20 protein-coding genes and 8 tRNA genes are annotated in these 19,794 nt (G+C 38.9%); 1 reads left to right on the top strand and 27 read right to left on the bottom strand.

Annotated features, from left to right (window positions below; translation table 11 throughout):
* Positions 1–69 precede the first annotated feature (69 nt).
* The 20 genes from AC6CH1_RS18005 to acpS form a co-directional block, all read right to left on the bottom strand.
* A tRNA-Gly gene (locus tag AC6CH1_RS18005) sits at positions 70–143 on the bottom strand.
* Between the two features lie 19 nt (positions 144–162).
* Positions 163–239 (bottom strand) — tRNA-Arg (locus tag AC6CH1_RS18000).
* A gap of 10 nt (positions 240–249) precedes the next feature.
* A tRNA-Leu gene (locus AC6CH1_RS17995) sits at positions 250–335 on the bottom strand.
* Positions 336–389: 54 nt separating this feature from the next.
* Positions 390–465: transfer RNA gene (locus AC6CH1_RS17990), tRNA-Lys, on the bottom strand.
* 4 nt (positions 466–469) lie between these two features.
* Positions 470–544 (bottom strand) — tRNA-Gln (locus tag AC6CH1_RS17985).
* Between the two features lie 5 nt (positions 545–549).
* Positions 550–625, bottom strand: a tRNA-Asp gene (locus AC6CH1_RS17980).
* A 30-nt stretch (positions 626–655) separates the two neighbouring features.
* Positions 656–730, bottom strand: a tRNA-Glu gene (locus AC6CH1_RS17975).
* A 5-nt stretch (positions 731–735) separates the two neighbouring features.
* Positions 736–811: transfer RNA gene (locus tag AC6CH1_RS17970), tRNA-Asn, on the bottom strand.
* Positions 812–1,001: 190 nt separating this feature from the next.
* Entirely contained in the window at positions 1,002–1,475 is a 474-nt protein-coding gene (locus AC6CH1_RS17965; RefSeq protein WP_251691324.1) for a SprT family protein, read from the bottom strand.
* 75 nt (positions 1,476–1,550) lie between these two features.
* On the bottom strand, positions 1,551–3,722 hold the full coding sequence (locus AC6CH1_RS17960; RefSeq protein ID WP_498318714.1) for a Tex family protein: 2,172 nt from the start codon (positions 3,720–3,722) through the stop codon (positions 1,551–1,553).
* Between the two features lie 127 nt (positions 3,723–3,849).
* Positions 3,850–4,635 (bottom strand): RNA polymerase sigma factor SigB, encoded by a 786-nt coding sequence (gene sigB / locus AC6CH1_RS17955; RefSeq protein ID WP_079523292.1) that lies wholly within the window; start codon positions 4,633–4,635, stop codon positions 3,850–3,852.
* Positions 4,613–5,083, bottom strand: a complete 471-nt coding sequence (rsbW, locus tag AC6CH1_RS17950) for an anti-sigma B factor RsbW (RefSeq protein WP_014822539.1) — start codon at positions 5,081–5,083, stop codon at positions 4,613–4,615. Before rsbW ends, sigB begins: the two co-directional genes overlap by 23 nt.
* Positions 5,083–5,415 carry an STAS domain-containing protein gene (locus AC6CH1_RS17945; RefSeq protein WP_251691320.1) on the bottom strand — a complete coding sequence of 111 codons (333 nt, stop codon included), beginning with the start codon at positions 5,413–5,415 and terminating at the stop codon, positions 5,083–5,085. The genes rsbW and AC6CH1_RS17945 overlap by 1 nt, the downstream gene beginning before the upstream one ends.
* 68 nt (positions 5,416–5,483) lie before the next feature.
* Complete coding sequence (locus tag AC6CH1_RS17940; protein ID WP_498318713.1) at positions 5,484–6,479, bottom strand: PP2C family protein-serine/threonine phosphatase; 996 nt, start codon at positions 6,477–6,479, stop codon at positions 5,484–5,486.
* 13 nt (positions 6,480–6,492) lie between these two features.
* Entirely contained in the window at positions 6,493–6,894 is a 402-nt protein-coding gene (locus AC6CH1_RS17935) for an anti-sigma regulatory factor (RefSeq protein WP_251691316.1), read from the bottom strand.
* A 272-nt stretch (positions 6,895–7,166) separates the two neighbouring features.
* On the bottom strand, positions 7,167–7,517 hold the full coding sequence (locus tag AC6CH1_RS17930; RefSeq protein WP_008405778.1) for a type II toxin-antitoxin system PemK/MazF family toxin: 351 nt from the start codon (positions 7,515–7,517) through the stop codon (positions 7,167–7,169).
* Between the two features lie 4 nt (positions 7,518–7,521).
* Positions 7,522–7,809 carry a transcriptional regulator gene (locus AC6CH1_RS17925; protein WP_251691314.1) on the bottom strand — a complete coding sequence of 96 codons (288 nt, stop codon included), beginning with the start codon at positions 7,807–7,809 and terminating at the stop codon, positions 7,522–7,524.
* A gap of 166 nt (positions 7,810–7,975) precedes the next feature.
* Positions 7,976–9,094, bottom strand: coding sequence for an alanine racemase (gene alr / locus AC6CH1_RS17920; protein ID WP_498318711.1), 1,119 nt, complete (start codon positions 9,092–9,094; stop codon positions 7,976–7,978).
* Positions 9,095–9,275: 181 nt separating this feature from the next.
* Positions 9,276–10,268, bottom strand: a complete 993-nt coding sequence (locus AC6CH1_RS17915; RefSeq protein ID WP_251691310.1) for a LolA family protein — start codon at positions 10,266–10,268, stop codon at positions 9,276–9,278.
* A gap of 65 nt (positions 10,269–10,333) precedes the next feature.
* On the bottom strand, positions 10,334–10,687 hold the full coding sequence (gene acpS / locus AC6CH1_RS17910; RefSeq protein WP_251691308.1) for a holo-ACP synthase: 354 nt from the start codon (positions 10,685–10,687) through the stop codon (positions 10,334–10,336).
* A 90-nt stretch (positions 10,688–10,777) separates the two neighbouring features.
* Here acpS and AC6CH1_RS17905 point away from each other — a divergent pair, with 90 nt between their 5' ends.
* Positions 10,778–11,401 carry a rhomboid family intramembrane serine protease gene (locus AC6CH1_RS17905; RefSeq protein ID WP_251691306.1) on the top strand — a complete coding sequence of 208 codons (624 nt, stop codon included), beginning with the start codon at positions 10,778–10,780 and terminating at the stop codon, positions 11,399–11,401.
* A 44-nt stretch (positions 11,402–11,445) separates the two neighbouring features.
* On the opposite strand, the gene AC6CH1_RS17900 is transcribed toward AC6CH1_RS17905, so the two are convergent.
* The 7 genes from AC6CH1_RS17900 to AC6CH1_RS17870 form a co-directional block, all read right to left on the bottom strand.
* Positions 11,446–12,924 (bottom strand): PH domain-containing protein, encoded by a 1,479-nt coding sequence (locus tag AC6CH1_RS17900; protein WP_498318708.1) that lies wholly within the window; start codon positions 12,922–12,924, stop codon positions 11,446–11,448.
* Positions 12,917–13,396 (bottom strand): PH domain-containing protein, encoded by a 480-nt coding sequence (locus AC6CH1_RS17895; RefSeq protein ID WP_251691302.1) that lies wholly within the window; start codon positions 13,394–13,396, stop codon positions 12,917–12,919. Before AC6CH1_RS17895 ends, AC6CH1_RS17900 begins: the two co-directional genes overlap by 8 nt.
* Before the next feature lie 226 nt (positions 13,397–13,622).
* Positions 13,623–15,176, bottom strand: coding sequence for a degradosome RNA helicase CshA (gene cshA / locus AC6CH1_RS17890; protein ID WP_251691300.1), 1,554 nt, complete (start codon positions 15,174–15,176; stop codon positions 13,623–13,625).
* 365 nt (positions 15,177–15,541) lie between these two features.
* Entirely contained in the window at positions 15,542–16,237 is a 696-nt protein-coding gene (locus AC6CH1_RS17885; RefSeq protein ID WP_251691299.1) for an alpha/beta hydrolase, read from the bottom strand.
* Positions 16,238–16,329: 92 nt separating this feature from the next.
* The gene (locus AC6CH1_RS17880) at positions 16,330–17,700 is read right to left on the bottom strand and encodes a UDP-N-acetylmuramoyl-tripeptide--D-alanyl-D-alanine ligase (protein WP_498318706.1); all 1,371 of its coding nucleotides are present in this window, start codon (positions 17,698–17,700) and stop codon (positions 16,330–16,332) included.
* A 12-nt stretch (positions 17,701–17,712) separates the two neighbouring features.
* Positions 17,713–18,786 (bottom strand): D-alanine--D-alanine ligase, encoded by a 1,074-nt coding sequence (locus tag AC6CH1_RS17875; RefSeq protein ID WP_498318704.1) that lies wholly within the window; start codon positions 18,784–18,786, stop codon positions 17,713–17,715.
* A gap of 98 nt (positions 18,787–18,884) precedes the next feature.
* Entirely contained in the window at positions 18,885–19,634 is a 750-nt protein-coding gene (locus AC6CH1_RS17870) for a hypothetical protein (protein WP_251691293.1), read from the bottom strand.
* Between the last annotated feature and the right edge of the window lie 160 nt (positions 19,635–19,794).

The raw sequence follows: 19,794 nt of genomic DNA, 5'->3' as shown, positions 1-19,794 counted from the left end.
CCTTAAGTGACAACTTTTATATCTTATAACATCTTCTTTTAGATGTCAACAGTTTTTTTAAATAAAAACTGGAGCGGGTGATCGGAATCGAACCGACAACATCAGCTTGGAAGGCTGAGGTTTTACCACTAAACTACACCCGCATTATATTATAGTAAATTATGGCGCGCCCGACAGGAGTCGAACCCATAACCTTCTGATCCGTAGTCAGACGCTCTATCCAATTGAGCTACGGGCGCCGGGAATTTTTGGTGCGGCCGAGAGGACTTGAACCTCCACGGGGTTGCCCCCACTAGGCCCTCAACCTAGCGCGTCTGCCATTCCGCCACGACCGCTTCATCCGACAATAATTATTATACATCTCTGAAATAATTTGTCAATATGAAAACTGGTGAGCCATGAAGGACTCGAACCTTCGACCCTCTGATTAAAAGTCAGATGCTCTACCAACTGAGCTAATGGCTCTAAATGGCTGGGGTACCTGGATTCGAACCAGGGCATGACGGAATCAAAATCCGTTGCCTTACCGCTTGGCTATACCCCAAAAAATGGCGGTCCCGACCGGGATCGAACCGGCGATCTCCTGCGTGACAGGCAGGCATGTTAACCGCTACACCACGGGACCATTAGTAAATCTTCATTATTAAAATATAAGTGGTGACCCGTACGGGATTCGAACCCGTGTTACCGCCGTGAAAGGGCGGTGTCTTAACCACTTGACCAACGGGCCAATATTGGCTCCGAAGGCAGGACTCGAACCTGCGACCTGCCGGTTAACAGCCGGATGCTCTACCAACTGAGCTACTTCGGAATAATTACTTCGTTGCGACATCATCTTGTCGACTTTTACTATTATAGAGAGCGATTTCCGTTTCGTCAACACTTTTCTTTTAAAAAAATAAAGAAAAAATCTCTTCCTATATATAGGGTAAAAAATTCGTTTTCTTAAAAAACAACATAAATACTGTATACCATTATTCACTTATTTTTAAACATCATTTCTAAAAATATTTTTCACTGTGGAGAAATTTAATTTTCCCTTTGCACATGCTGCAGCAATATTTTTTTACATCCATTTTTCTTTTTCTTTTATATATTTGTCCGCAATTCGTACAGCTATATATATGTATTGTCTTTTGCTTCGGCTTTTCTTTTGGCTGTTCCATTGTAGAACAAAAACGTGGCGCGCCTACTTTTTTCAATAGATTCCGAAAATCCGCATCACCATGCCTATAACCCATCCCTAAAATATGTAGATGATAATGGCAAAGTTCATGTAAAATAATACCCTTTAACTCCTCTATACCGAAATGATCATATAGTTTTTTATTAAGTTCGATATTGTGGCTATTTAACATATACCGACCGCCCGTCGTTTTCAAGCGACTATTAAAATAAGCCTTATGAATAAACGGTCGATTAAAAAAGTCGTTTGATAACTGTTCAACTAATTTTTGTGCCTGTTCGTCCGTCATATGCCAACCCCCTTAAATTAATAAAAAGCGCATATACAGCTATGCGCTTTTTATTATAATTGAAAATCTTGCTCTTTACACGCTAAGTTGATTTTCAGGAGTTAACATCGTTAAAGAAATACGACCTTTATTTGCTTCTACTTTTTCTACCCAAACCGTCACGATATCCCCTAAGGAAACAACATCTAATGGATGTTTAACACGACCTTTTTGCAATTTGGAAATATGGACAAGTCCATCCTGCTTTACTCCGATATCGACAAATGCCCCAAAATCAACGACATTTCGAACTGTCCCTTGCAGTTCCATTCCAACTTGCAAGTCATCCATTTGAAGTACATCTGTTTTCAATAACGGTTGTGGGAAAGCATCACGAGGGTCACGGGTGGGTTTCATTAATGTATCGACAATGTCTTTCAACGTAACTTCCCCTACTTCTAATGACTCACCTAGTGTTGCTAAATTTAACTTGCTAATCGCTTCTTCGGCTTTTGCCGTTCCGACATCCTTTTTCGTTAACCCTGCTGCCTCCAATACTGCTTCGGCTAATTTATAGCTTTCCGGATGGATTCCTGTAGCATCTAACCGATTTTTGGCATCTGCAATACGCAAGAAACCGACAGCCTGCTCGTAAGTTTTAGCACCTAATCGCGGGATTTTTTTCAGTTGTGCCCGTGATGTAAATTGGCCGTTTTCACTACGCATTGCCACAATATTTTCCGCAACCGTTTTTGAAAGTCCAGATACATATTGTAAAAGGGAGGCCGAAGCTGTATTTACATCTACCCCAACTTGGTTTACCGCTGTTTCTACAATAAACGTTAGTGATTCCGCGAGTTGCTTTTGTGAAACATCATGCTGATATTGCCCTACACCGACTGCTTTCGGATCAATTTTCACTAGCTCGGATAACGGGTCTTGTATACGACGGGCAATTGATACAGCACTTCGTTGTTCTACCTGTAAATCCGGAAACTCCGCTCGCGCAACTTCTGAAGCAGAATATACGGAGGCCCCTGCCTCGTTGACAATTACATATGCAATGTTTCCGTCTACTTCTTTCAGCAGTTCCGCAATAAACTGCTCTGTTTCACGGGAGGCTGTCCCGTTTCCAATCGCAATAATACTAATCGGATATTTCTTTAATAATGCCTTCACAGTTGCTTTTGCTTTTGACGGATCCGACGTAGTGTGGGGATATATAACGCCAACTTCAATCATCTTGCCCATTTCATCGACTACCGCTAATTTGCAGCCTGTTCTATACGCAGGGTCAACACCAAGAACCATTTTACCGCGCATTGGCGGCTGTAATAATAAGTTCCGTAGATTTTCCGAGAAAATATGAATCGCTTGTGTTTCTGCTTTTGATGAGAGTTCTGCTCGAAGCTCATTTTCAATAGACGGTTTAATTAACCGTTTATAGCTATCCGCAACTGCCATTTTCACTTCATTTACAGAAGGGCCAACAAAATTTCTTGGAATAAAATAATTTTCCATTAATGTTGTCGCTTTATCGATTGGAACTTCAATTGCTGCACGTATCACTTCTTCTTTTTCACCGCGGTTTACCGCCAGTATTCTGTGGGGTGCAATTCGATGAACGGGTTCTTCATATGAATAATACATTTCAAATACTTGTTTTTCATCTTTTTCCGCATTTTTTACCGTTGTTACAAGCTTCCCTTCACGCCAAGATAAGGTACGCAGCTTTTCACGAATTGCAGCATCATCGGCAAATCGTTCCGCTAAAATATCTCGTGCGCCAGCCAATGCATCTTCTATTCCAGTAACACCTTGTTCTTCGTTTATATAAGGCGACGCCATTTCTTCCAACGTACGCTTTTTAAGCTTTAACAGTTCTTCAGCTAACGGTTCCAAACCCCGTTCTTTGGCAATCGTTGCTTTTGTACGGCGCTTTTGTTTAAATGGTCGGTACAAGTCTTCTATGCGTTGAAGAACCGTTGATGCTTGGATAGCTGTTTGTAGTTCTTCCGTTAATTTACCTTGCTCATCAATTAAACGCAGCACTTCTTCCTTTCGTGTTTCGAGTTGTTGTATGTAATGGTAGCGGTCTTCCACTGCCTTTATTTGTACTTCATCAAGTGAACCTGTCATTTCTTTTCGGTAACGTGCGATAAAAGGTACTGTGTTACCTTCTTCCAGTAGTCCAATAACCGCTTGAGCTTGCTTTGGTTCCACTTTCGCGTCTTTCGCGATTATTTGTAACATTTTTTGTTGATCCATCATGCCACTCCTTTAAATTTCGAACTTTCTTTTAGTGTACCATTCCATTTGTATTGTTTCCCAAAAAAGCTTCGAATTTATGCATGAAAAAAGAGCCTACTAATTTATGCTAGTAGACTCTTAAACTTTATAATGAGACGCCGCCACTTGCTGTAATGGCGTCTTGTAATTTTTTAATTGCTTTACGTTGAATTCGCGAAACGTGCATTTGGGATATACCGAGTCTTTCTCCGGCTTCCTTTTGACTAAGCTGTTCCAAATAAGTTAATTGGATAATCTGTCGCTCACGTTCATTTAATACATTCATCGCATCTGCTACAATCATGCGGCGGTTTGTTACTTCATAGCCTGTGTCTTCTCGACCGACTACATCAAATAACGTTACCGTACTACCATCAGAATCCGATTCGATCGAATGGTCCATCGACAATGCCTGATAGCTTCGACCCATCTCCATCGCTTCCAGTACGTCCTCATCCTGTACTTCTAAATATGTTGCAATTTCGGTAATGGATGGGGAACGTTGTAGCGATGTCGTTAATGCTTCGACAGCCGCCTTGATTCTAGGTCCTAATTCTTTAATACGTCTTGGAACATGCACGTCCCAAGTTTTATCACGTAAAAAGCGTTTTATTTCTCCGACGATTGTCGGAACAGCAAACGCCTCAAAGCTTCTGCCAAAAGAAGGGTCAAATCGTCGGATCGCACCTAATAAGCCAAGCATCCCTACTTGTACAATATCATCATAATAAGATTTACCATGTGAATATTTGCGTGCAATCGACTCGACTAATTGCTGGTAATGGAGCACAAGATTTGTTTGTGAATCTTCACAGCCGCTCGCCTGATATTCTGCAATCCAATTTAGCACTTCTTCTTTTGATGTATTCTTAGGTAGTGATTCTTTCGACATTCCCTTTCACCTGCTCTCTCGAGACATACTTTGTCATGAAAACAGTGACGCCACCTTCGTTATTTAATTTCACTTCATCCATTAAAGTCTCCATTAAATAAATCCCTAATCCACCTTCACGTAATAATGCTACGTTTTCATTTTCATGATATGGACCAACTTTTGATTTGATCTCTTCAAAGTTAAAGCTTACACCGTAATCTGCGACCATTATTTCAATCTTGTCTTCAAATAATGCACAACCGATTACAACTTCGCCTTCCTCGTTTGCTTTATAAGCATGGTGAACAACATTTGTCACCGCTTCACTTGTAGCTATTTTTAAGTCTTCAATTTCATCATAAGTAAACCCAACTCGCATCGCTAATCCTGAAATTGTTAGCCGTATAACACTTACATATTGCGATTTGGCAGGCACTCGAATTTCAATATAGTCAAATGCTCTCATCATTTCAACTCCAATTCCTCATCAATCTCAATACTCATTAATTCACTTAATCCTGTAATTTCAAACAATCTTACTAAACGATTTGATAAATTCACTAATTTTAATGATGCATTTTCCTTCGTAACTTTTTTATAAAATGCTACAAATATTCCTAAACCCGTACTGTCCATATAATTTACTTTTGATAAATCCAATTCGATTTCTCGGCCTTCTACAATTTGAACAGTCTCTAGCTCTTCACGTAAAATCGGGGCTGTGTACGTATCGATTTCACCCTCGATATAACCTTTTAATACGTTTCCATCTTCTCTAAATTGAACATTAACATTCATTATTAGACACCTCCATTATAAGCCTAATTACTTTTCCCGAATCCGCGGGAGCTCAAACATAAATTTTTTTATTTTTTAAAAATAACAACCGTAAAATCATCTTCTAATTCAAAATCAGACATGTTTTTCAAATAGGCGTACATTTCCTCACACATTTCCTGCGCCGAAAGATGGCTACAACTTAATGCCAAATTCTTAATCACATCCCGAGGATCCAACTCTCCTTGCTTACGAAAATCCGTTACACCATCTGTAATCATAATGATAAAATCACTTTCTTCCAAACAGATGTCGTACTGCGGGTATGTCACTTCCGGCATAACACCTAATAGTAAACCTTTCGATTCCAAATCAAAGAAAGTTTTTTTACGAGCATTATAATATATAGCAGGCTCATGCCCAGCCGACCCATATGTAAATTTGCTTTCTTCAATATTGTATGTCCCGTAAAACATCGAGACAAACATACTATCATCAACACTTTTTTCGATAATACGATTTAACACTTCTAAAATGTAAGATGGATCTTTCGTTGCGTACTCAAGTGTATCAAGCCCATATTTGACCATAGACATACATAGGGCTGCTGGCACACCTTTTCCAACAACATCTGTCACAGCTACACTGACAACTGAATCATTGTTGTTTAAGAAGTGAACATAATCACCATTCATTTTGCGGATTGGTACAGATAGCATCCCAATATCAATCTGATCAAGCCTAGGTACTGTTGTTCTGAGAATCATATTCTGGATCTTTGTAGCGACATTCATCTCCATACGCAGTTCTTCTTGCTGTTCCAGTAAACTTTGATGCTCCTTTAAAGTTAAACCAAAGTGTACCATAATCTCAATTAAAAAATCATAGCTATGCGAAATATCTTCTGGTAGATCTGGATAAATTTGCTCTATCGCATACTTGTGGATATTGATGACTTCTTCTGGAGCTACTTTTTTTTGAATTAACTGTCGAATAAAGTTTTGTCCTATATATAAATTTCGCTCAGTTTGGTTTGCCAAAAAATCAGATAAGATTTTTTGATATTGTGTTTGCAGCTCTCTCAAATTTTACCACATCCTACTTTACCCATTTTTCGATAACTATCGTCGTCCCACTTCCTACTGTGGATTGGATGTCCATTGTATCCATTAGTCTTCTGACTCCCGGCAAGCCCGCTCCAAGGCCGCCAGAAGTTGAATAGCCGTCTTCCATCACTTTTTTCAAATTGCTTATTCCCGGTCCTTTATCTGCCGCTATTATGCGAAGGCCAACTTTCTCTTCATTACTAATACGCTCTATTGTCACTTCCCCGGCACGGGCATATAAATATATATTTCGAGCCAGTTCACTTATCGCCGTCGTAATTCGAGCTTGATCTACCGCGCCAAAGCCAATTGCTTTCGCCTCGTTACGTCCAAGTTGGCGTGCAGCTACAATATCCCATTCTGTCACAATCTCTACGGTAGATTTCGTATTCATCATAGTGCCCCCAATTTCCTACTTTTTCTTTCTATGGAGTTAACGTACAGTATCAGTTTTTTGAATTATTAATTTATATATTATACCATATGTTATCCTTGTAGTTTAGTTGGATATAAGTTTTCAGCCATATTTTTGCTATATTTATAATTTTAAGTAAAATATTATAATTTTGCATGATTACAGTTTACTATTCACCTAAAATTTACAGGGGACTTTGATTCATAATAATAAAAAACACCGAAACGGTTGTTTCGATGTTTTTTTATGTATTAAAATTTTACGAGTCCTAAACTAATATTTAGAGCAATATCTACTTCTTGCATTAGTTTTGCATCTAGCTGAGTAATACGATCTGTTAATCGTGATTTATCAATTGTACGCAATTGTTCAAGCAAAATTACCGAATCACGCTCAAAACCATACTTTTTTGCATCGATTTCAACATGTGTAGGCAACTTTGCTTTTTGAATTTGCGCAGTTATTGCAGCTATTATGACAGTTGGACTAAAGCGATTTCCAATATCATTTTGAATAATAAGAACGGGTCTAGTCCCGCCCTGTTCTGACCCTACCACCGGTGATAGGTCAGCAAAAAAAACGTCTCCACGTTTTACAATCAAATTGTCATCCCCCGCTTACGAGACGCTCCACCATATGTTCCGCTTCATACTCTGCATGCAAGCACTCACTGCAAATTGTCAGATTAATTTGCGACATTTCCACATAGCCCTTTATTAAAGCTTCCCGTATTTGATTTGGTTGCATATGCTTTGTATAATTTTGAGTCGCCAAATACGCCATCATATAACCATTCTCAGTATTACGCCCAAACGTTCTTTCGAATTGCGTTACTAGCTCATTTGGTATGTCAATTACTACTTCTTCTACTTCTGCTAATTCCTTCGCGTACAAAACAAGCACCTCCACCGAACATCCCATTTCCCATTCATTCTATCATTGATTGACTACAATGAAAAGACAGGAAAATTAAAAAACTGACAATTCTCGCAATAAAGGAATAAATATGGACACACTTGTTTTGTATATTTGAAGTTATTTACAGTAATATTACATCGATTTATTTATATACCCTAGGAACTCTGGCCGTTATTACACATGGCACTTCGTAATTGATTGTTTGGAGTTTATGAGCCCAATCATCTATTGTGATTTCCTCTTGCTGTTGGCAGCCTATCAGTACAACTTCTTCCCCAATATTATATGCTTCCGGAAGTAAAATCATACTTTGATCCATACAAATTCTGCCGACAATTTTCGCTCTTTTTCCTCCAACAAGCACTTCTTGGCCCGAAAGCTTACGAATCATACCATCTGCGTAGCCAATCGGTACTGTACCGATATAGCAGTCCTCTTCTGCTGTATATGTTGCACCATAGCCTACCGATTGACCAGCTTTCATTTTTTTAATATGTACAAGTTCTGTCTGTAGAGAAAATGCCGGCTTAATCGGAAAAGGCAATTTTGTACCTACATAACCTGAAGGCAGCAATCCGTACATGGAAATACCGAAACGTACCGCATCATAACGCAAAGAAGGATCTTTTACTAATGCGGTAGCTGTATTGGCAACATGAACAAGACGAGGCTTTTGTGGCAGTGCGCCTAAAAAGTCCTTGAATAGGGTAGCTTGATTGTCAAAGTACATTGAATCTTCTTCATCTGCAGTAGCAAAATGCGTAAAAATTCCATCCACTAAAAAATCATCTGAAGAATTAATCATTGTATATAATTCCAATAGTTCTTCTTTAGTAGATACACCGATACGCCCCATACCCGAATCAACTTTAATATGAAGTCTTAACTGATTCAGCAGCGGTGTATACTGCTGTGCTTCTTTCAGCCATTCTGTCGAAAAGGCAGTAAGGATAATATTTTCTGCTGATGCATACGGAATAAAAGCGTGCGGTGAAGCACCTAACACTAAAATATCGATATCCTTAAAATTCTCTCTAATATGTACTGCTTCGTCAGGTGTTGCGACAGCAAGCATTGTTGCACCGGCCTCAATTGCCGTTTTTGCAACTTCCACATCTCCATGACCATATGCATTTGCTTTTACGACAGCAATAACTTGGATATTCGGTCCTATATAATTTCGCAATGAAGTAATGTTATGTGTGATTGCTTGCAGATCAATTACTGCTTTTGTTGGTCTGTAATAAATTGGAGTATCCATTTCGATTTTTACCCTCTTTTTATAAGTTTAAACTTACTGTTATATATGTAATTTTCAGTCAACCATTTTTAAATCTGTATACGAAAGAAATCATCTTGCGCTAGTATGCGCAAGATGTCTCTTCTTAAATATAACCATAAAATATAAGTTAAAAACAAGTTTAGAAAGACATAATTATAATTTATTTTATACTACTTTCCTGCACACTTGCAGCTACTTCCAGTAATTCATCTTTTGTTAATTTCGTGGAAGCGATAAAGAAGGTCATGCCATCTTTGTCCCATTGAATTGAGTTGTCAGTAATAGCGCCTATTGTATACCCTAAATCCGCCGGGTCCCCGGATACAGGTAATATTGTTTCATCAGATTGGATCGGCTGCTGCATTAATGTAAATGGCTTTTCCCCTTCGAATGTCAAAATAACCCGTGTGTTTCCATCTTCCTGCACTTCAAACTCATCTGTCAGCTTAGTATGTGCCCAGTCAATTGTAGGGTAATATACACTAAATTCTGTGTCTGCGACTTCTGCTGATGCGGCTTTCTTTTCTTCTTTTTCAGTGAATTTCTCTACTGCATATTCTTCCGCAGTATGCTTCACACCTAATTTAATGTCGGCAAATGTAATCACAACTTGTTCTTGTAAAGATTCATCCATCACACTTACTTTTGTCGGAAGCATCGTTTTCTTATCAATTACAATTTGCTGTACCGGCAGTGCTGTTTGATCTACATTTCGTGTTGCTACTTCAAAAGTATAGCTCGCATCATCTTCAGTCATTACCGCTTTTGAATCTGACACCAAATCATCAGCCAATGCACCAATTATATACGCCTGACTGTTTTGCTTTGGCCATTCACTTTGGAACTTATGCGTTTTACGTAATGATGGCGTGACAACAAAGACACCTTCTTCATTTCGAACGATTAACTGCTGTTCTGACTCACCTTTTGGATTAACTGCCACTCGGTAAAAATCCGGTTTTGTGTGCCAAACTTTTACATCGTAAACACGTGGCTCTGCGCCTGTCCGAACTTCCATCGAAGCACTTAATTCATAACCTTTTGCGTCATTCCACTTCTTGTTAACATCCTCAATCACTTCATCCTTTGTAGCTTTTCCACACGCCGCCAAAAAGAGACAACAAACGACAACTACTAGCAGTCGGAGTTTCAAAGATTCACCCTTTCGATTATCTATTTCGATAAATTACTATATGAGCCAAGGTGTCCATGTATGTATTATTGCATTAAGATTACTTGGGCAGCTGCTGTTGTCCGGGTATGAGTAATGGAAATAAACCCGTTCACCCGTTCACCATCAAAGTATAATTCAGGTTTTCCTTGCTCCGTTTTTAAAATTTCTATTTGGTGGAGTTCACAGCCTTTACCGATTCCTGTGCCGTTTGCTTTTGAATAGGCTTCCTTTGCAGCAAAGCGACCTGCCAGAAACTCAACTTTGCGCATATCCGATAATGTATTAAAAATGGCAAGTTCCCTATCCGTTAAAATTCGTTGAGCAAATTTTGCTGAACGGCCTATCATTTTTTCAATTCGGTCCAATTCTACTAAATCTAAACCAATCCCTTTTATCATTTAATAGCTCTCCCTTTCTTTTAATCATTACTCCAATGTATAATGAATAAAAATACGTTTTATTTTGTATCGACATAATTGAGGTGGAACATGTTTATTCGTAGAGAAAATTTTAAACAGTACATTACGTTATATCCGGTCGTATCGTCAATTATAGCAATTAATTTAATTGTTTTCGTCCTAACATTATTACCGGGATTCGGCGAAGATTTGCTTTATGCCGGGATGAGCGTCAATGGACTCATTGCAGCCGGTGAATGGTGGCGTATTATTACGTCCATGTTTTTACATGCAGGTTTTATGCATGTTCTTTTTAATATGTTCTCTCTATTTTTATTTGGCCCGGAACTTGAGAAAATCGCCGGCAAAATGCGCTTTTTAACAATTTACTTTTTAGCCGGAATTTTTGGTGTTGCTGCTACTTACGCAACACAAGATGCCTATTATGCAAGCGTTGGTGCAAGTGGAGCACTGTACGGAATTTTCGGGGCGTTCGGGGCCCTTGTTTATTACACAAGACATTTATTCCCGCAGTTACGACAAATAATATTGCCATTAATAGTGATTAGTATTATTATGACATTTTTAACACCAAATATTAATATTGCTGCACATTTAGGCGGTTTGGTTACAGGCTTTATTTTAGGGGTTGTTTACTTTAACCCTAAAAATATGGGACGCTGGCGTAAACAGCCCATTAGACGGGTAAAATAAAAACAGGATTCGCGAAAAGTAAAAATTTTCGCGGACCCTGTTTTTTAATGTTCATACCAAGACAGTACGCTTTCGATTTCCTGTTGCTCCATATGACGCGCTGTCGCTGAAGCCCCGTGCATACCTGACATTACTACAATCTTAACAGACCCTATATCCCGTCGCTTCTGGAAATAGGTTTGACTACCTTGCGTAATTTGTACACGCTTTTTCAATGCATAAAATGTCACACGGCTTACAAGACGCGAGACAATCGTAATTTGCTGATCTTTCACCGTATACCCAGTCGTCTTAAATTGCCATCTTCCAAGTAGAATGATTGGAACGATTAGCAATATTGACAACAGTCCATATGGATAGAAAAAGTACGAAATAGCGCCGATTAACGGGACTAGCCATACAAAATCAATCCGGTAGAAAAAAGGCTGTGCTTTTTTTGGCGGCTGAACAAGTTGCGTAATTTGAAAATCATATTCAGGAAACAGTTCTGCCAAAGGTGCAAACAATTCTTTTTTTGCAATTAACGGAAATAAAATGATTTTCTTATCATTCTCTCCGCTAAATCCTCCACCAGCACTTTCTACCGCAACAGATGCTAAGCCAAGCATTTGCTGGAAAGGGTTTTCCGCCAGTTTAATTGCCTGCACCCGGTTTAACGGAATTGTCACACGCTTTTTTTCGATTAATCCTCGCGTAATAATCAGCCGGTCATGTTGCTTGCTGACCGTAAAGTTATAATAATTTAAAAACGTCAAGCCGACAGAGACTCCCCATGCCAGTATTAGCGCAAGCGCGATTAAAATCATGACCACGATAAAACCGTATTCCACTAAAAATGCCAATTCATCATAAATCAAATCAAACGGGATAAACTCCGCAAATTGTGAAAGGACAGCAAAAACTCCGGCAAGTACTACTCCCACACCGCTTGAAGTCGTCGCTAACAGTAACAGCTCCGGGATTTTCATTTTGTGTAAAACTACTGATGCCGGTTCTTGTTTTTCATCTTCAACCGTTTGCCCTAGTTCACTTTCAATCGGCAGTTTCTGTTTCGCTTTTTTCATTTGAATTTCCACTTCGTCTGCCGCAGCTTTTGTTACTGCTGTCAATTCCGCTTCCGGTTTACCATCTTTACTTCCCGCCGTTTCCACTTGTACTTGTACAAGCTTGAACAACCGGTGAAAAATACCTTCTTTATAATTCAAGTTTTGAATACGATCAAATGGAATGTAGCGTTTTTTCTTTATAAACAGACCGTATTCCACACGGAGTTCACTATCTTCAAACCAATATACAAATGTCCACCACTTAATCAAACTGCTCACTACCGTTACCGATAAAACGATTACTAAAATAAAGAGTGGAATCATTTCGCTGAAAAATGTTTCGCTTCGATAATCCAAATTAATATTAAAGCCGTTCGCCGCCACAATGATAATGATTGGGATAAGGAGATCTTTTAATGCTTTTACAACATTGATGATTGCCGTTACAGGATGAAGTTTATATTTCTCTTTAGACATCATCTTCCGCCACCCTTGCAAGTTCAGAGATTTTTGTCCTCAATTCATCAGCATCTTCAACTTTCAACATAGGAATCGTATGTACTGTTGCCGCCGATGAAATCGATATATTCGCTAACATGTATTTTTTTAATATCGGTCCCTGCTCTGTATCAACATGTTGAACACGTACCATCGGTATTAATGTCCGTTTTACGACAAACAGGCCACTTTGAATTTCAATTTCCTGTTCTCGTACTTCATAACGCCAAATTCCCCAACGGATGCTCGGGAATACGATAACTGAAAATGCAATGGATAACAATACGAGCGCGATGGCAATCCACATAATCCACTGTGGCCAATCAAATCGAACTGTTAAAAATACGATGCCGCCTGTTATAAGTGCGATAATAAAAGTTTGAATGATTCCATATAATCGCCACACTGTTTGCGCTTTTTTTGGTAACTGAAACTTTGGTTGTTCTCTCACTAGCCCTACACCTCTTTCTCTATACTATGCTATACGTATTAACAGCTTAAATGTTTCGTTCTGTTCTAACTAGGATGTTAAACTAATCCCCTTCCCTCATAGTATAGTTATTTAGTAAATTTGTTAAATAATTTATAAAAATTTTATTTCCCGGAAAATATATTTATATAAAATTCCCCATAAAAAAACACACCAACGAGAAAATCGTTGATGTGTTGAAATAGTATTAGTCTTCGCGACGTGGACGTGGACGACGATCACGAGAGCCTTCACGACGAGCACCGCCTTCACGACGACCTCCATCACGGCTTCCGCTACCAGAACGGCTTCCGCCTCCGCCACCTTCACGACGACGATCTCCTCCGCGACGGTCACCACCGCCACGGTTGCCACCACCACGGTTACGGTCATTACCGCCACGGCCGCGGCCTCCGCCACCTTGTGAACGGTCACGACGCATTGGTAATGGACGTTCTTCAGATAATGATACTGGTGTAGCATCAGGTTCTTTAGTAATTGATTTAAGAGCAGCTGCTACTAAGTCAAGCGCTTCATTATTTTCCAATAACTTAGCTGCTAACTCACGGTAAGTACCTAAATCATTATTTTGAACTAATTCCACCAATGATTGCATTGCATCTTCTTGTAAGCCTACTAATGCTTCTTCAGATGAAGGTGGACGTAAAGGAGTCATACGTTTTTTCGTAGTTTCTTCTACGATACGTAAGTAACCCATTTCACGAGGTGTTACGAAAGTTACTGCAACACCAGATTTACCTGCACGGCCTGTACGACCAATACGGTGAACGTATGATTCTGGATCTTGTGGAATGTCAAAGTTGTAAACATGCGTTACACCTGAAATATCTAATCCACGAGCTGCAACGTCTGTTGCGATTAAAATATCGATTTTACCTTCTTTAAACTGACGTAAAACAGAAATACGTTTCGCTTGAGATAAATCACCATGGATACCTTCTGCTAAGAAGCCACGTAAACCTAAAGCTTGGCTTAACTCATCAACACGGCGTTTCGTACGACCGAAGATAATTGCTAATTCTGGTTTTTGTGAATCCAATAGACGAGATAAAGCATCGAATTTTTCACGCTCTGTTGCTTTTACAAAGAACTGTTCAATGTTTTCCATTGTTAATTCTTTCGCTTTAATTTTTACGATTTCAGGATCTTTCATGAATGTCTCTGCAATTTTACGGATTGCTGGAGGCATTGTCGCTGAGAATAGTAATGTTTGGCGGTTTGATGGCACGTTTTCTAAAATCGCATTAATATCATCGATGAAGCCCATGTTTAACATTTCGTCCGCTTCGTCTAAAACTAAAGTTTGCACTTCGTCTAAACGTAATGTACGACGGTTAATATGGTCTTGAATACGACCCGGTGTACCCACAATAATTTGTGGTTTGTTTTTTAATGCGCGGATTTGACGGCCAATTTCTTGACCTCCGTATACTGATAATAATTTTACGCGCTTATCATAACCTAATTTATAAAGTTCTTCTGAAACTTGGATTGCTAATTCGCGAGTCGGAGCAATTACCAAAGCCTGGATATTTGGATTTTTTGGATCGATTTTCTCGATTAAAGGAATACCAAATGCAGCTGTTTTACCAGTACCTGTTTGTGCTTGACCTAAAACGTCACGGCCAGCCATTGCAAACGTTACTGTTCCTTCTTGGATTGGTGTTGCTTCTTCAAACCCCATACGCTTAATAGAACGTAATGTCGATTCACTAATGTTTAATTCTGAAAAATTTGTCAAACTCTTCATTCTCCTTTTTCCTGTATAAGTTGACAAATGGTTACATTTTCAGATGAAATGGCGGCAAATTTCGAGCCATTGTATGTGGAACGTTTCCGTTACTTAAAAATTCTCTCTGCTTCATATGCAGAGTCTCTTATATGAAAAGGAAAGCCCGGTCATTGCCGAGCGGTTCAATTCTACCGTTTCTAATTGGTTGTTACATTTGTAAAAAATAGAATAAAACCGTTTATCAAAAAAAAGCACTCTTCACCAATAAGTCTGAAGAGTCTTCGCACAAAATGTATCCATTGCTTTTATTAGTCTAACATGGGTTGTAACGGTATGCAATGATATTGCTTTGTATCAAAATAGTCAGATATTTATTACTCCAATAAAAATTGATACACTTGATCAAACCATTGCTCACAATCATCACTGTAACAAATATGATGTTTTCCACAATCTGAAATATACATTTGCTTTTGTTGCGACTGAATTTGTTCAAATAAAATCTGGGCGGTTGCACTTGGCACAATTCCATCCAGCTCCCCTTGTACAATAAAGGTAGGACACTGAATGTTTTTTATATAAGGCTCCGTTTTTTTAACGACCTTCATAAATTCAATCGTTGCAGTTAACGGGACATTTTTAAATTTAAATTTGTACCGTGCAAACAATTCGTTTTCTTCCAACTTTTTATGCACCATATCTTGGGCAATTGCTCGAACATCTTTTACTAACTGCGTAGGACTCACATACTTTGCTGCAGCACTTAGGAGTACCAACTTTTTTACTGGGTAACGTATAGATAAGTACATCGCAATGACACCACCCATTGAAAAACCGACGACTATGACTTCATCGACTTGCTTTTTCAACTGCCGATATGCGATTTCCGCTTCCATCATCCAATGCTCCGCTTTATAGCCTTTCATTGCCAAATGCTCTGCATCACCGTGACCGGAGAATGTCGGAATGCTTACGACCCAATCTATTCGTTGCTTTATATAATGCGCAAAAGGCTCTACTTCATACGGTCCGCCTGAAAATCCATGTAAAAATAGGACGCCGATTTTCATCCAATCACCTGCTTCCATTAAGCTGTTAGTATCTATAATAAGCGACATTTAGAGTCGAAAAAAGTTTTTGCGCTAAAAAAAACGAGCTAGCACTAGGCTAGCTCGATAGAATGGATAACTTTCTCCAACTGCATTCCACGAGAACCTTTTACTAACAGGATGGACTCGTTTGTTGCATGAGATTGAATTTTTTCGATAATCGGTGCGTACTCATTTTCGGAATACAGTAAATGCTCAGCATCAAATGTTTCTTGCAGTTTATTATAGAGCCACTTCATGCGCGGGCCATACAAGCAAACATAGCGTATTTCTTCAGGATGAATATGTGCGGCAATTCCTTCATGCATCTGCTTTTCATCGTTTCCAAGCTCCAGCATATCACCAAGTACAAGCCACTTTTCATTGCGGATTGTCGTTTGCTCGACAAATTGGATCGCTGCATGCATCGATGTTGGTGCAGCATTGTACGCATCGTTAATAAATAATAAATCACCTACCGGAACAAGCTGCATCCGCATATCAGTTAAAACTACTTTCTTTAATGCTACGCGGATTTGTTCGTCAGACAAACCTAATGCTTTACTTACCAGCATTGCACTTAATGTATTCTTCACTTGGTGCTCGCCTAAGACCGAAATGAAGAACTCCCCTTGGATTACTCCATCTACATGGAAACTGCTTCCTTGTGCTGTCGCTTCTATTTTGGAAGCCGCTAAACTCTGCGCTTGGCTAAAGCCAAATGGCTGTGTTTTTAACTGCGGTGTTTTTGCAACTAAGTTTTGAAGTAACGGTTCATCACCATCATAGAAAAGAATTCCTTCCTCAGATAATCCTTTTACAATTTCAAACTTCGCCTTCGCAATCCCTTCCCGTGATCCTAAATCTTGCATATGGGCTTCACCAATATTCGTAATAATGGCATAATGCGGTCGTGCAAGCTTCGTTAAAAATTCAATTTCACCGAAACCGCTCATTCCCATTTCCAATACGGAAACTTCTGTATCCTCATCAAGCTGTAAAATCGTAATTGGCAAACCAAGCTGATTATTAAAGTTCCCAATCGTTTTTTGTACTTTAAAGTATGGAGAAAGAGCTCCCGCCAAAATATCCTTTGAAGACGTTTTCCCGTTTGAGCCGGTAATCCCGATAAATGTCGCTTGATGCTCATTACGGTAACACTCTGCCATTTTTTGAAGTGCAAGCTCTGGGTCTTCCACGAAAATTAATGGCAAATGTTCCGGGGGATTTGGCTCATCGATCATCCATAAAGAAGCTGCCGCGCCTTTTTCAAATGCCTGCTCAACAAAACGGTGCCCATTTACGGCTTCTCCACGGAAAGGAATAAATAAATCCCCTTTAGCAATTGTCCGTGTATCAATGGAAATACCTGTGACAATCGTTTCAGGAAATGACTGATTTTCTATCGTTAACCATTCTGAAATTTGCTGTAAACTTTTTTTCACTTTTTATCCCACTCAATCTCTGTTGTATTGAAGCTGTTGTTTTTCTGTATAACGTTCCAGCGCAAAACCAATCAGCTCTTTAATAAGCTGTGGATACGTTACATCTGTATGCTGCCACAATAAAGGATACATGCTTACCGGTGTAAATCCGGGCATTGTATTTACTTCATTGATGAAGATCTCGTTGTTTTCAGTTACAAAGAAATCAGCGCGCACTAATCCAGCTCCGTCTATCGCTTTAAACGCTCTTTTCGCCATATCTACTAAGTTTGTATAAACATCGTTTTGCAATGGTGCAGGAATAATTAATGCTGTCGAGCCATCTTTATATTTTGAATCATAATCATAAAACTCAGTCATTGGCTTAATCTCACCTGCTACTGAAACGTTAGGTGTATCATTCCCTAACACAGCAAGCTCAATTTCTCGAGCCGTTACACCTTGTTCGATCACAATTTTGCGGTCATATTGCAGCGCAAATTGGACAGCTTTTTCTAGTTCCAGCGCATTCGTCGCTTTGCTAATTCCTACACTTGATCCTAAGTTAGCCGGTTTAACAAACATCGGATAGCCTAAAGACTGTTCGCATCTTTTGATCCAAGCTTCTTTCTCCCGTTCCCATTCACTTCGAATAAAATATTCATAAGGTAGTTGTGGCAATTTTGCCATTTCAAACAACTGCTTCATAACTACCTTATCCATGCCTGCCGCTGAACCAAGCACACCGTTACCTACATAAGGAATGTTCAGCACTTCCAAAAAGCCCTGTACAGTACCATCTTCACCGTTCGTGCCATGCAGTAAAGGGAAGATTACATCAAATGGGCTTTCCATATGTTTTGCAATAAATTGCGTAATATTATTTTCAGACTGGTCTGATGCCATTGTAAATTGCAATTGTTCAATCGTTTGAGCGGGTTCTGTTAACTGAGGTCCAACACGCCATTCACCCTTTAATGTTATAAAAATCGGGAAAACGTCAAACTCATTAAAATCCATTGCTTGTGTTACTGCCTTTGCAGTTGAGAGTGATACTTCATGCTCGGCTGACTTACCACCATATAATAAACCAATTCTTTTTTTCATTTTTTTGACCTCCAGTTTTCACTAACCTTATTTTATCACGAATACACTAAACGCTGAAATCGGATAAAAAACACCCACTGCCCTGTTCGCTGTGAGTGTCAACTAATTTGTATTAATTCATCATAGCCTTGTTTTAATATTTCATCTAAATCATCCCAAACTTCATCCGGATAATCATAATCACTCAGCACTCGGATTTCGACTGCATAATGGGAATTTGGCTTTTCTAGTTTATATAATGAAAGCAATGCACCTTCCTTAACAAAAGGCCGATATTGTCTTAATGTAGAAGGATCGATTGTCGGTGAGTTGTTTTTATTCTTTCTTCTCCAAAAGCTCCCAACACCTTCTTTATCTCTTATCATTCGATTAAATAGATTTGAAACAAGTAATTCAGAATCGCCTATAAAACGATAATATACTTTTGTCATTTTGTCAGTTACAGATGAGTAATAAGCAAAGCGATTTTGTAATTTGTTGAAAAATGGCGATGCAAGCGGTTCACGCTTATGACTTAAATACAAGAGCTCTGCCTGTTCAAGGGGAGTTAACGTATTAATGTTTTTCTCTGTCGTAAAATCTACCCAGCATAAATCTTTCTTTAAGTCGCTTTCCTTTTTGAGAAAATCGCGCATATCTTCATTTGTTACAAAATCGAATTGTGTATGCATATTAAAAGAGCCGTTGTCGTACGCGTGCTTTAATAACAGAACATTTTTTACGGGCTCGACCGAAACCATAAATTCCTTCAGTGTAAGACCACTATAAATAACAAAATGTTCGACATCGTTCATATGAATATATAAATGATGCATAAAATCTTCAGCAGATTTCATTTTCTTCGCCACGTTTTGCACGCCCCTTTAATATGAATAATATGATTATTATATGACTTCTCATTCAAATTTGAAACATTTTCTCACCTGTTTCGTCCAACTTTTAAATTAGTCTTACTAAAGTAATTTTTATAAGAATATGATAAAGTAAATAAAGCTTAAAACATTACAG

The organism is Solibacillus sp. GQ1 (assembly GCF_059758555.1).
Note: the sequence above shows the minus strand (reverse complement) of the source record. Positions and strands in the feature narration are given on the sequence as shown.